Below are 12,170 nucleotides of genomic sequence, written 5' to 3' on the forward strand. Positions count from 1 at the left end.
GTCGTCGAGTAGCTAATTTGGGACGGGGCTCTTTTAGCTACCCCAGTCACCTAACCCAGCAAAATCATTCTGCATACCCGGGGTAGCTAAAAGAGCCCCGTCCCAAATTAGCTACTCTCGAACCGCTTATTCCTCGACCGGCGTGAGTACCATGACGGCGCGCGTATTGCTAAATGACAGTGAGCGGCAGGTCACAAGTGTTACGACCTTAGTTGCCGAAGCGGCACGATCGGTGGCATCGCTCGCCACGGCAGAGGCACCGTCAAGCATCTCGGACAGATAATTCGTCAGCCCGTCGTCGCCCTCAAAGTTGGTCGCGCGCGCCTTGGAGTACGTATCCTCAACCACCTTGGTCGCCAGCGGTCTCAGCTTATACGTGTCATCGCGCGTGATGTAGTACACGTACTCGATGCTGTCGAACGTCGCCTGGTCGGTGGTGTCCGAGATCACATTAAACATCGATCCGTCGTTCATATGGTGGCCGTAGATTGTCGTCTGCTGGTCCACCATGCCCGGCGCGACATCTTCGAAGTCCAAGAAAATCGCACCCGATGCATTGGACGTACCGTCAAACAGCGTGTTGAGGTATTTAGAGTTGTCCTTGGCCTGCACCACGGGATAGTTGATGTTGGTATCCGGCACATAAATCCATCCCACGATCTCGGGATTTGCCTTAGCAAGAGCGTCAAAATCGACAATCGGCACGCCGCTCGCATCCTTATCGCTCACGTACTGCTTCTCGATCTTTTGGTACGAATCGCTCGCCTGCTTGTAGCCAATCTGTGCATTGATAAAGATGGCGGCAGCGGCAACGATCAGACCGATGCCCACGATGATGAGCAGAATGGGGATGATGGAGCGGCGCTTCTTACGCGGCGGCTCGGTGTAGCTGGACGGAGCGCCGCTCGGTTGCCTCGTCGACCGGGCCTGCTTCTTTGCCGTGCCATATGACGAGGGGCGAAACGCAGCCGGCGTATCCTGACGGCGATGGGACGTCGGCGTTACGGGGCGCGGCGCACGAGCCTGTTGAGGAGAGGATGCCCGACCCTGCTGCATGGAGCGGGCCGATCCCGACTTGGATGGATCGGGGATCTGAGAAGCCGAGAAACGTTTTCCCTGATAGTCGGACATGACTCTCCCTATGATTACAACGGAACGGCAAGCCGCTTAAGCGTCAGCCATCTCCTGCTTCATCTTCTCGATAATTGCGCGATACTCGGGATCGCAAGCACCCAGAATCTGCGTGGCGTAGATGGCGGCGTTCTTGGCGCCGTTGATGGCAACGCATGCCACAGGCACGCCCGAAGGCATCTGCACCATCGACAGGAGCGAATCCATGCCGCCCAGATCACTCGTCTTCATAGGCACGCCGATAACCGGCAGCGGCGTAAAGGCAGCCACGACACCGCCCAGATGCGCGGCCTTGCCGGCTGCGGCGATAATCACCTTGATGCCACGGCCGGCGGCAGTCGAAGCCCACTCGTGGACCTTCGCCGGCGTACGATGCGCGCTGGCAATCACGAGCTCATAGGGCACACCGAGCGCCTCGAGCTCGGCGGTGCAGCCTTCCATAACGCCCAGATCGGACTTGGAACCCATGATGATCCCGACAACCGGCTTTTGATCTGCCATAAACAAAGACCTCCTGTTGAGAGCGGTGACGCGGCCAATCCGCGACCCTTAACTACTGAGAGTAGTATAGCTGCTCCCGTCCCTGCGGTCTGTTGGTGCTCTGCGGCGGCCCGGTGTTTTCATCTGAACGACTTTGCGTAGCAACCGGAGCGAAGATGAAAACACCGGGCCGCCGCAGAGCAGCTTCGACCTACCGGGGATTGCCATGACGTACGTTGGCTGATTTGGGTTGGAATGAAAGGGTTGCGGAGGGTTGTGGACAGTTAGTTCAGATACGTATTTTTTGGCCGTGCTTCTTAGCGCTAATAGAGTGGTTTGAAGTCACTTTGAGCCCCATGACAACCTTTCTCCCCCTTATATGAGCGTCTCCACCGGTTCAGAAAGTCAAATTCAGCCCAATCGGGCTCAGGTCGGCCTTTACACACCCTCTGAAAAATACGTATCTGAACTAACTGTCCAGCGACATTCTCGATCAACAGCAAAAGGCCTCCTGGCGAATGAAAATTCGCCAGGAGGCCCCTTACAAAACGTGGGCTCCTTCGTTCGAATGAACGAAGGAGCCCATACTCTTTTTTTAGGACAGGAGGCCGCGAGTCGGGCCCCCAGCCGCCAATCAATCGCACTCGCCAAGCGAGCGGCGCAGCGTGCGCACAGCGCCAAGCAAATTGGCATCGTTGCCGTTCTGTGCTGGCTTGATGCAGGGCCTCGGTATGATGGGAAGAACGTGAGCCTGATCCATCATGCGCTCAAATGCCTCAAACAGCTCGGGACGGGCGCTGATTCCGCCGCCGACCACGATGACCTCAGGGTCGATGACCGACTGCAACCCCATCAGCATGTTGTCGAAGACCAACGCGTATGCATCCAGACCGCGACGAGCGTCCTCATCCCCCTCTTCAATCCAGGAGAAAATCCGATATCCGTCGATATCATCGGTCGGATCAATCCCCTTCGCCGCACACACCTGGTCTCGGAGCGCCCGCCAGCTGGTGACATCACCGTACACCGACCCAAAGGTCACGGGCTTGCGCACATCGTTGCTCACAAAGCACACGGTGCCGGCGAGATTGTGCGCGCCTCGCAAGATGTGACCGTCAACAACGATGGCACCGCCGAGACCCGTACCGATCACCACCATCAACCCCAGGGAGACCCCCTTCAGCGCGCCGACGGCATATTCTCCCAGTGCCGCGCACATCGCATCGTTCTCGATGGTTACGGGAAGCCCCGTGCTCTCGCGCAAGATGCGACCGAGCGGATATCCGTCCAAACAGTGAAGGGCGCCGCCTCCCCCAACCACGCCATCGGAATCGCCTTCGGAAAAGACTCCGGGCATACTTATTCCCACACCCCTCACCCGGGCGCGATGGGGCTCGATCACCGAGCGGAACGTTTCGATAACCTGGTCGGCGGGCGAGGTGCATGTTGGGATACTTCCGTGCTCCTCAATGTGGTAGTCGGCGTTCACCACCGCCCATTTCACCTGAGTGCCGCCCGCATCTATACCGAAATAGCAGTCCATAATCTTATCCCCTGTCCCATAGGGTTAGTCTAGGTCCTCGCCGTTGCTCTCGATGACCTTCTTGTACCAATAGAAGCTGTCCTTGCGGCTGCGCGCGAGCGTGCCCTTGCCCTCGTCGTCGCGGTCGACGTAGACGAAGCCGTAGCGCTTGCGCATCTCGCCCGTGCCGGCGCTGACCAGGTCGATGCAGCCCCACATGGTGTAGCCCATGAGGTCCACGCCGTCGAGTTCCACGGCATCCTCCATGCTCTGGATGTTCTTGCGCAGGTAGTCGATGCGGTAGCCGTCATGGATGGAGCCGTCGGCCTTCACCTCGTCGCTCCAGCCGATACCGTTCTCCACGATCCAAAGCGGCTTGTGATAGCGGTCGTAGAGCTCGTTCAAGGCGATGCGCAGGCAGTACGGATCGGTCGCCCAGCCCCAGGCGTTGGTCTCGAGGTAGGGGTTTTTCACCATGCCGAAAGCGAGATTGCCGGACGCGACCTCGAGCTCCTTCTGGCGCAACGATACCGTCGAGCCTCCGTAGCACGAGAACGACAGGAAATCTGCCGGATAGGTTGCGAGAAGCTCGAGGTCGTTCTCGCCCATTTCCAGCTTGATGCCCGCGCGCTCCATCTCCCTCAAGCGATAGGCGGGATAGTGGCCGCCCACCTGCACGTCGGCATACCACAGCGCGTCACGCTCGCGTTCCATGGCGAGCAGATGATCGGCGGGGTCGGCGGAATAGGAGTAGATGGGGTTGTACGCGAGCATCTGACCCACCATGATCTTAGGGGAGATTTGGTGCGCCGACCGAACCGTAAGGGCAGACGCCACGAACTGGTTGTGCGCCGCCTGGGCCTTCGCATGGGGGCTCCCATCCGTAAGCCCGCCCGCCATGAAGCTCCCCATGCTCATCATGTTGATCTCGTTGAAGGTGAGCCAGTACTTCACCTTGCCCTGATAGTGCTTCATGACGCAGGTGGCGTAGCGCACGAACAGGTCGATGAGCTCGCGGCTCTTCCAACCGCCGTACTTGTTCACGAGCGCGAGCGGGGTCTCGTAGTGCGAGAGCGTCACGAGCGGTTCGATGCCGTACTTAGCGCACTCGTCAAACACGGCGTCGTAGAACGCTAGACCCTCGGTGTTGGGCTCAGCCTCCTCGCCCGTGGGGAAGATGCGCGCCCAGTTCATGGACAGGCGGAAGCACTTGAAGCCCATCTCGCCCATGAGGGCGATGTCCTCGGCGTAGTGGTGGTAGAAGTCGGTGGCCGTGTGGCTGGGATAGTAGTAGCCATCAACCACCGCCACCTCCAGCCCTTCAGGAAGTCCCTTCTCGCAAACCGCATACACGGGAAGCGCGCCGGTTTCCCCTGTCGCGGTATTACGCCACGTTATCTGCCGTGACACCGTATGGCTACCGCTGGTCATGGCGTCCGAGGTGTTCGGTCCTTTGCCGCCCTCTTCCCAGCCGCCCTCATACTGGTTGGCGGCGGTGGCGCCACCCCACAGGAAACCTTCCGGAAATGCCATTGGGTACCTCCTCGATCGTGAAAACATCTTCATGAAACGGGAAGACGGGCTGCATGGCAGTCCCGGCTTCCCGTCAGATAATCAGTTAGGCGCTTGCACCCATGCGTTGATAGACCGTGATGAAGCGCTCGGCAAGGATACGGAAGCCCTCAGCGCTCATGAGCTGATCCTCCGCATGCAGCAAGATGATGCGAAACGGCAGCTCCTCGCCGCTGGCCTCTTGCTGAAGCAGTTTCATGTGAGCGTCGTGGCCTGCGTTGAACACCACGTTGCCCTCGTCGATAAGTTTCCGGGCGGCCTCAAAATCACCATTCTCGGCACAGGTTATCGCTTCGAGGTAGCAGCTGCGCGCGCTCCCCACCTGAGCGACGATAGAGAAGCACGTCATTTCAAACTGATCGATCGCTTCTTGTTTGATCTCTGACATGGCTATGCCCCCAGCAACTTTCGAGCCTGTTTGAGCACGGCCTCGCCGTTCATTGTCCCATACGCTGTCATATCAATCGGCTCCACCGGACAGTTCACTTGATTCTTCACCTTGTTGAGTTCAAAGCGAACCTGCGGTCCCAGCAGGATAACGTCGCTATCCGCATATTCCGCCGCTTGGTTGACAGGGTGCGCCTCGATGGTGCACACGAAACCGTCTTTTTCAGCCGCCTGTTGCATGCGCTGTACCAGCATGCTCGTCGAAGCGCCCGCGGCGCACATAAGTACGATATGTTTCATCCTACGCTCCCAACCTCATGGAAAATGATGGTGTGAATATGAAAATCCCTATGCGGCCGATTCCTCGAGAGCGGCCTGCTCCTCTCGCAACGCCTGGCGATCAGCCATAAGGGTGAAGGGGGTATACATGAGCACCGACACCGCCAAAACCGCAACCGAGATCACCAGGCACCCGATGCCGCCCTGCATGAATGCGATGACCGGCTGGGGAAGCACCCAGGGAAGCTGAATCGTGGGATTGAACGCAGCCCCAAGACCGAAGGCGTAAAGCGCCTGGACCACGATGGCGCAGACCGGGATGTTCAGCACGAACGGGATGAAGTACGTGGGATTCAGCACGACCGGCAGACCGAACATGAGCGGCTCGGAGATATTGAAAAGCGACGGAACAAGCGCGATGCCGCGAATCGCCTTGAAGCGCTCGGACTTGGTGAAGAGCAGCGAGATGCTGATGCCCAGGGCGTTAGCCTGGCCACCGATGGCGGTGCCGAGCGCGACGACGGCCCAAGCGCCATAGGGCAGTGCCTCGCCCGCGATGATGGCCTCGGTGTTAGCAGCGCTGCAAGCCATGATTACCGGAGCGTAGAAGTTGAGCATCACGTTGGGGTGGACACCGAAGAACCAGAAGATCGACTGCAGCGAGCACACGATGATATAGGCCAAAGGAGAGGCACCGACCATCGTGACCGGCGTGCCGATCAAGGTGTTGATCATATCGAACAGGTTGCCCCACGGGGTGAAAGAAAGACCCCACTTGGCGAACCACACCGCAGTGAATAGCACGATGGCGGCAAACATCGGCGACAGCGAGTCTGCAACCATGGGCGGAACCATATCGGGGAGCTTGATTTCAAGCTTGCTCATCAAAATGGCTGTCACCTTCGGCACGATCAGGCCAAGCAGAATGGCGACGAAGACGCCGTTCGATCCCATGTACGACGTGTTGATGAAACTCGCCATGGGAATATCCTCGAACGATTGCTGCGGCATGAATGCCAAAAACACCGCGCCGCTCACGATGCCACCGGTATAACCGCTAAGGCCGCATACCTTACCCCACCTCAAACCGATGAAGAAGGAGATGTATATACCCATCATGTTCATGGTAACGGTGAGGATGGAGTTGCCGGTCGCCATGAGACCGCTCGAAACCACCCAATCGGAGAACCCCGGAATGGGGAAGTTGATGAGAATCGCGATAACCGAGACGCCAAGGGTCATGGGCAGCGTGCACATCATGCCGCCCATGAGGGCGTCGAGCATCTTGCTGTCAGCAACCTTGCTTGCCACAGGTGCGATTGTCTTATCCATTATGTTTTGGATCTTGTCGAATACCGCCATGTTTCAGCTCCAATCTTTGCAGTGAACTCTATCGATGCCCGTGTGCGGCATCTTCCCCTCTAGATAGCGCATCCACCTCTCTTCAAAATCACAACGACGTGCTTCAGGCAGTACGCCATTCAACGTGAATTGGCGAGATTGCCCCAGCGGACGCTTACGTCAGGTCCGCGTACGTCACGAGCCCCACGTCCTGCTCTGCAAGCCATGCGGCGACATCAGGGTCGACAAGCATCGCGGCTTCCCGGATGCGGGCCTCGAGCATGGTCGAGTTATCTCGCAAGTACGCGTCGATATAACCTGGGTGAAACACCATGAGACGGCATATCCCTTCCGGTGTCGTTTCAAGCGCCTCTCGAAGCGCCGCAAAGGGATCCGCTTCATATGACGAGAAATCCTTGGGAACATAGGAAAGCACCGGCGTCGAGCGAAAGGTGACTGGCTCGCCCGGAGCACCCATCGCGAAATAGGGCAGGCCGTGACGCTCGGCAACGATCTCAAGGCCGCGGAAGAACATGGGGCTTGCGACCGCATGTCCCTCGAAGTAATCGGGCTCACGCCCGACGAGCTCAAGGAATCGCCGATACTGCGCCTCGATTTCGATAATGACCTCGTCAAGCACCACGAAGTCCTCCCCAGCCCGCGCGGCGGCGCGATATGCTGAGCTCCGCTTGAAATTGCCATCATCGTCAACGATGCTCGAGATGAGCGCGGAATCGCTGAGGGGCCTACCCGTGCAGATATTGGTGTGCTGACCCAAGCAGAGATCCTTGATTTGCAGGCGCGCCAAACCGCTTTCTGCAAGCGGCATGTTGGTCATGACGCCCACCGAGCGAATGAGCCCCGCTTGGACCGCGGCCGCTATCCCGCAATTAACACCGTCGCTGTAACCTAAATCGTCGGCGCGCAGCAATAACCGCTTCATCCGATCCTCCTCAACCGATATCTCGTCGAGCGGCAAAGCAACGAAGCGATGCCCTGTGTAGAGCCGATGCCGTGTTCCGGCGGGGCGGCAAGCTTCGTCGTCTCTTCTTGCATTAAGTATGACGCCGGCTATATCCAAAATCGGTTACATGCTGTGCCACAAGGTTGCGAGATGGCTACGCGAGTTTCATAACGTGAAACTCCGCAGGAATACCGGCATGTTTGAGCTATAGTTTGGTCAAATGAGGCCCTCTTATTCGGGCCACTGAACATAAAGGGGACAGCCATCATGGAAAAATCCATCTCGATGGGATCGGTTGCCGAACGGTTGCTTGACTACATCGACACTGCAATGCAGCACGACACCAACTACGAGATAGCGACCACGCTGGTGAAAAACTACAGCAAGCTGAGCGAGCTCTCGATTGGAGAAATCGCCGACATGTGCTTCGTCTCGAAGGCTTCAGTGTCGCGATTCTGCCGGTTTATGGGTTTCGCTGATTTCAAGGACCTGCGCAACCAGCTTGAACATGACGTCCTCAAAACCGGGTTGTTTCCACATGCCTTTGTAGAACAGCTGTCAAATGACACGGAAGGCGCTCTGGCATCCTACCGGGAGGCGATCCTGCTCAATATCGAAACGACCATCTCGGCGGCAAACATCGCGAAACTGCCCGCCATTGTCGATGATTTGCACGACAGCGGGCATGTCGCGTTCTTCTCCCACCACTTCCTCTGGGACGTGGGCCGCTACTTCCAAAGCAGGCTCACCATCATGAACCGCCCCATCGAGCTTTACCTCGATTATTCATCGCAGCTCGCCTGCGCGCAATCGCTCACCAAATCCAGCCTCGCCATCATTTGCAGCATAGGGGGAACATACCCCATTCGTTATCCAGAAATCGTCAACGCACTCGCCGCCTCCGGCTGTCGTCTTCTCGCCATCACACAAAACACCTCAAGCGCCTACTGGAACCATGCCTCCTGCATACTGAACTGCGGAGTGACCAACAACATCGACACGGGCAAGTTCGGTGCGCTTGCCGCCATCGACTTGATAGTCATGGAATACCTGAGGCGTTATGGAGCCGATTCCGGTACTGGCGAGTAATCTCGTCGGACCACCGACGCTCAGCAGGGCAAGCCGTTTTCTCTAATCACGTCCTGATACCAGAAGAAGCTGTCCTTCCTGAAACGAGCGCATTGCTTCGCATCGGTTTCCGTGCGATCGACATACAGAAGGCCGTAGCGCTTAGTGAACCCCTGATGACTTGAGCATAGATCCATGAGGCTCCAAACGCAGTAGCCGAAGACGGGATAGCCTTCGCGAATGAGCTCCTCGACCTCGCCCAAATGTCGTGAAAGGTATTCGATGCGCACGGCATCATGCACCCTGTTCTCCTCGTCAAGTGACTCGGAAAGCGCCATGCCGTTCTCCGTGACGATCATCGGAAGCTGGTAGCGATCGTAGAGCTTGCGCATGCCCACGCGAAGCCCAAGGGGGTCGATGCCGTTCGACATCCACTCGGTCGGCGCGATCGCAGGGTTATCGCAGAGTTCGAAATCCCCGCCCGACCACGGAGGGAACCGGTCGAAGCGGATGGGCTCCGTGCGCTCATGCGCACAATTGCTGAAATAGTAGTTCACCCCAAGAAAATCGGGCCTCGTCGCGACCAGGATGTCGTGGTCCCCGCACTCAACAACAGGGTAGAAACCTTCGCGCTCCAGGTAATAGCGCGCATAAGGCGAGATGTCGCCGCGCACACTCAGGTCGAGCAGGTAGTTCTGCATCATCTCCTCGGCGTTCATGGCCGCAAGCACATCCGCCGAAGCGCTCGTCCGCGGGTTGACCACCTGCATGGCGACAACGGGGCCGATCTGCGCATCGGGGTCGATCTGTCGCAGGCACGCGATGGCGCGATGCTCGGCAAGAGCGACATGATAGCTCATCTGGTAGGCGTTCTTCTGCCGTTGGCGCGGATCGGTTTCGGTGTCACCCGTGTTGCTGGGCGCGGAGGTCGCAATTAGCTGTTCATTCACGGTAACCCAGCGCTTGACGCGCCCCTTGAAGTGCGTGAAGCAGATTTCGGCATAGCGCACATAGAAGTCGATCATCTTACGGCTCTTCCAGCCGCCGAAGGCCTCGACCAACGCACTCGGACATTCGAAGTGATACAGGGTGACCAAGGGCTCGATCCCTCGCTCCAGCAGGTAGTCAATCAGCTGGTCATAAAACGCCAAGCCCTCAGGATTGGGATCCCCCGAGGCATCGGGCATGATGCGGCTCCAAGCGAAACCCATCCGGTAGACCTTGATGCCGAGCTCGGCCATGAGGTCGACATCCTCACGCCAGTGATGATAGTGGTCCGAGGCGATCTTGTTATCGGCGATGCCGGGACGCCCCGGGCCGCGATCGGTGGTTGCCGGACCTTTGCCTCCTTCATCATACCCACCCTCAACCTGAAAAGCGCTGGTGGAAGCACCCCAGAGGAAACCTTCGGGAAACCGGTGCTGAGTCATGAGTTCAACCTCTCGTCACGGATGTCACTTCTTGCAACTCCCGTTATAACGGATGTACGAACCAAAGCCTGTTACTCATTCCCGGGCAATGTTTCACGATTTGAAAACGGCCGTGCCATCATGCACCGCAAACTCTAAAGAACATGCCGTCGCGAAGGCCAAGCCTCATGCCCGCCACCGTCACGTGCCGGCGCCGCACACCGCCAAGCCGCTACTCCCCGTCGCGGAAGGTCAGGAGGTCGCGGTAGTCCGTGTCGCGCGCGCTGCCCGTCTTCGAGAACGGGTTCACCGAAGCAGGACACCTCATCCTCAAGATCTACCTCCTCGACGAAACCAAGGTCGATTTAGGAGACGCAACGTTACTACAGCGCAGGGAAAACGGCCCGCCGAATAAAATCGGATCGATCCCCCGTCTTTCGGTCGATTGCCACCACCATGGATGCCGGAAAGCGCACGGTAACTGCAACAAGCGGCTCATCAGCAACAACGCCAGGCCTGACATGGATGCGCTCAAGACGACCCGTCCAAGTCTCTTGCTCAAACTCTACGCTCTCGCGCTCGATGTCTTCGTCTGTCAGGACCGATCCATCAGCTAGTTTGTACTCAGTCATTATCTAGAACCTCCCTCTCAGACAAACCATGCTTGAGAGCATTGCGGTGGACAATTGCCATGGAAGTATCCTCTCCTCCAGGCAGAGTTTGTCATACTCATTGCATGACAAACTCTTCCTTGATACGTTCCCCACCCCATGCTCATCGGCAAAGCTCAAGGCCATAAGCGAAATAAGCTTCTAACACCGAACAATTCCTACCGCTACCCATCAGACCTCTCCAGCAACATCCGTAAGTCATCGATGGGCGGCAGAGCATCGAGCAACTTTCGTGGCATATCCTTCGACGTCTTATAGGTGGCCACACCCATGGGTTTTGTGAAGTCTTGGATCACATAGTCAACAAATCCCTTGTCCATGTCTTTGCAAAGCACAAGGCCTATGGAGGGATTCTCGTGCTCGCGACGCTCAAAGTCGTCCAGGATGCGTAGATAGCCAGAGAGCTGGCCGAGATAGGCCGGCTTGAAGGGGCCGCTCTTGAGCTCGACTGCAACTAAACAGTTGAGGTCGCGGTTGAAGAACAGGAGGTCGACGTACTGATCGATGCCAAAGGCGTCGAGATGGTACTGGTTTCCCACAAACGCGAAGGCTCGACCGAACGTCATGATGAACTGCTTGATATTCTGCACGATGCCTTGCTCTAACACGCGCTCGTCGACATCCTCCGCATCGCGCACCCCGAGTTCCTCAACATTGATAAAGTCGAGCAGATACTCGTCCTTGAACGTGGCGATAGCGCGCAGCGCCTGCTGACCCTTTGGCAGCGTTGAGAGGAAGTTGTTGGAGACCTCTCCTTGATGATGAAAGTCGTCCGCCTTCAGCGAGCGTTTGAGCGCCTCCACACTTAAGTGCTCAAATGCGCACTTGTGAATGTAGAAGAGCCGCTCGTCAAGGGTCTTAGCACCTGCAAGGATATACCGATGATGGGTAAACCCAATCGCTAAAAAATCATCGAGAGAACATGTGTTTGAATTCGGCACTTGCAAGTGACGAATTTGCAGAAGGCCACCGTCTGAAGATTCGTCACTCACGAGTGACGAATCGAGAAACGCCTGTTCATCGCCCGGAGCAGACCAAGCTTCAAAGAAGATTCGCATATATTTGAGACTTGTTGTGGAGAAACCCCTGAGTCCTGGCAGCTCCTTCCGCAATTGTTCGCTGATGGTTTTGAGCGCGTTGGTTCCCCACGTGCCATTGCGCGTGTTGGCGGAGACGTAGCCTCCCACGGCGAAATAGAGCTGCAGCTGCTGAGCGTTGGCGCTCTTCGCCGCAGCATACTGCGCACGCAATATCGCCGTCTTGATGGTCTGAACTTCCTCACGATAGCCCGTAATCTCTGACATCATGGCGTCCTCCTCTTCTTACGAACTTGTGTTCCATGACGC

General features: G+C 57.4%; 12 protein-coding genes. 1 reads left to right on the forward strand and 11 read right to left on the reverse strand.

Going from position 1 to position 12,170, the window contains the following annotated elements; genetic code table 11:
- Positions 1-126: 126 nt before the first annotated feature.
- From ACTNA2_RS04780 to ACTNA2_RS04815, 8 genes are all read right to left on the reverse strand, one after another.
- On the reverse strand, positions 127-1,131 hold the full coding sequence (locus ACTNA2_RS04780; RefSeq protein WP_441048758.1) for a class B sortase: 1,005 nt from the start codon (positions 1,129-1,131) through the stop codon (positions 127-129).
- Between the two features lie 36 nt (positions 1,132-1,167).
- The gene (gene purE / locus ACTNA2_RS04785; RefSeq protein WP_441048759.1) at positions 1,168-1,632 is read right to left on the reverse strand and encodes a 5-(carboxyamino)imidazole ribonucleotide mutase; all 465 of its coding nucleotides are present in this window, start codon (positions 1,630-1,632) and stop codon (positions 1,168-1,170) included.
- 613 nt (positions 1,633-2,245) lie between these two features.
- Positions 2,246-3,154, reverse strand: coding sequence for an ROK family protein (locus tag ACTNA2_RS04790; protein ID WP_089572591.1), 909 nt, complete (start codon positions 3,152-3,154; stop codon positions 2,246-2,248).
- Positions 3,155-3,178: 24 nt separating this feature from the next.
- Positions 3,179-4,666: a glycoside hydrolase family 1 protein gene (locus tag ACTNA2_RS04795; RefSeq protein WP_441048760.1), complete on the reverse strand. Its 1,488-nt coding sequence runs from the start codon at positions 4,664-4,666 to the stop codon at positions 3,179-3,181.
- An 85-nt stretch (positions 4,667-4,751) separates the two neighbouring features.
- Positions 4,752-5,093: a PTS lactose/cellobiose transporter subunit IIA gene (locus ACTNA2_RS04800; protein WP_089572593.1), complete on the reverse strand. Its 342-nt coding sequence runs from the start codon at positions 5,091-5,093 to the stop codon at positions 4,752-4,754.
- A 2-nt stretch (positions 5,094-5,095) separates the two neighbouring features.
- A complete protein-coding gene (locus ACTNA2_RS04805) occupies positions 5,096-5,392 on the reverse strand; it encodes a PTS sugar transporter subunit IIB (protein WP_089572594.1) in 297 nt (98 codons plus the stop codon).
- A 48-nt stretch (positions 5,393-5,440) separates the two neighbouring features.
- Positions 5,441-6,733: a PTS sugar transporter subunit IIC gene (locus ACTNA2_RS04810; protein ID WP_441048761.1), complete on the reverse strand. Its 1,293-nt coding sequence runs from the start codon at positions 6,731-6,733 to the stop codon at positions 5,441-5,443.
- A 154-nt stretch (positions 6,734-6,887) separates the two neighbouring features.
- Positions 6,888-7,655, reverse strand: coding sequence for a ChbG/HpnK family deacetylase (locus tag ACTNA2_RS04815; RefSeq protein WP_441048762.1), 768 nt, complete (start codon positions 7,653-7,655; stop codon positions 6,888-6,890).
- Positions 7,656-7,943: 288 nt separating this feature from the next.
- Here ACTNA2_RS04815 and ACTNA2_RS04820 point away from each other — a divergent pair, with 288 nt between their 5' ends.
- Positions 7,944-8,765 (forward strand): MurR/RpiR family transcriptional regulator, encoded by an 822-nt coding sequence (locus ACTNA2_RS04820; protein ID WP_441048763.1) that lies wholly within the window; start codon positions 7,944-7,946, stop codon positions 8,763-8,765.
- 20 nt (positions 8,766-8,785) lie between these two features.
- Here ACTNA2_RS04820 and ACTNA2_RS04825 read toward each other — a convergent pair whose 3' ends face one another.
- The 3 genes from ACTNA2_RS04825 to ACTNA2_RS04835 all read right to left on the reverse strand — a co-directional run bounded on the left by ACTNA2_RS04825 (position 8,786) and on the right by ACTNA2_RS04835 (position 12,131).
- Positions 8,786-10,174 carry a glycoside hydrolase family 1 protein gene (locus tag ACTNA2_RS04825; RefSeq protein ID WP_161155933.1) on the reverse strand — a complete coding sequence of 463 codons (1,389 nt, stop codon included), beginning with the start codon at positions 10,172-10,174 and terminating at the stop codon, positions 8,786-8,788.
- A 362-nt stretch (positions 10,175-10,536) separates the two neighbouring features.
- Positions 10,537-10,785 carry a pilus assembly protein HicB gene (locus ACTNA2_RS04830; protein ID WP_099432424.1) on the reverse strand — a complete coding sequence of 83 codons (249 nt, stop codon included), beginning with the start codon at positions 10,783-10,785 and terminating at the stop codon, positions 10,537-10,539.
- A gap of 203 nt (positions 10,786-10,988) precedes the next feature.
- Positions 10,989-12,131 carry a PDDEXK nuclease domain-containing protein gene (locus ACTNA2_RS04835; protein WP_441048764.1) on the reverse strand — a complete coding sequence of 381 codons (1,143 nt, stop codon included), beginning with the start codon at positions 12,129-12,131 and terminating at the stop codon, positions 10,989-10,991.
- Positions 12,132-12,170: the final 39 nt, after the last annotated feature.

Source organism: Collinsella sp. HCP28S3_E9 (assembly GCF_052065455.1).
GTDB lineage: Bacteria > Actinomycetota > Coriobacteriia > Coriobacteriales > Coriobacteriaceae > Collinsella.

What these genes read in the sequence shown, in the direction of transcription:
- ACTNA2_RS04815 (WP_441048762.1), bottom strand. Translation starts at nt 7,655, where the DNA reads ATGAAGCGGTTATTGCTGCGCGCCGACGATTTAGGTTACAGCGACGGT.
- purE (WP_441048759.1), bottom strand. Translation starts at nt 1,632, where the DNA reads ATGGCAGATCAAAAGCCGGTTGTCGGGATCATCATGGGTTCCAAGTCC.
- ACTNA2_RS04790 (WP_089572591.1), bottom strand. Translation starts at nt 3,154, where the DNA reads ATGGACTGCTATTTCGGTATAGATGCGGGCGGCACTCAGGTGAAATGG.
- ACTNA2_RS04800 (WP_089572593.1), bottom strand. Translation starts at nt 5,093, where the DNA reads ATGTCAGAGATCAAACAAGAAGCGATCGATCAGTTTGAAATGACGTGC.
- ACTNA2_RS04820 (WP_441048763.1), top strand. Translation starts at nt 7,944, where the DNA reads ATGGAAAAATCCATCTCGATGGGATCGGTTGCCGAACGGTTGCTTGAC.
- ACTNA2_RS04805 (WP_089572594.1), bottom strand. Translation starts at nt 5,392, where the DNA reads ATGAAACATATCGTACTTATGTGCGCCGCGGGCGCTTCGACGAGCATG.
- ACTNA2_RS04835 (WP_441048764.1), bottom strand. Translation starts at nt 12,131, where the DNA reads ATGATGTCAGAGATTACGGGCTATCGTGAGGAAGTTCAGACCATCAAG.
- ACTNA2_RS04795 (WP_441048760.1), bottom strand. Translation starts at nt 4,666, where the DNA reads ATGGCATTTCCGGAAGGTTTCCTGTGGGGTGGCGCCACCGCCGCCAAC.
- ACTNA2_RS04780 (WP_441048758.1), bottom strand. Translation starts at nt 1,131, where the DNA reads ATGTCCGACTATCAGGGAAAACGTTTCTCGGCTTCTCAGATCCCCGAT.
- ACTNA2_RS04825 (WP_161155933.1), bottom strand. Translation starts at nt 10,174, where the DNA reads ATGACTCAGCACCGGTTTCCCGAAGGTTTCCTCTGGGGTGCTTCCACC.
- ACTNA2_RS04810 (WP_441048761.1), bottom strand. Translation starts at nt 6,733, where the DNA reads ATGGCGGTATTCGACAAGATCCAAAACATAATGGATAAGACAATCGCA.
- ACTNA2_RS04830 (WP_099432424.1), bottom strand. Translation starts at nt 10,785, where the DNA reads ATGACTGAGTACAAACTAGCTGATGGATCGGTCCTGACAGACGAAGAC.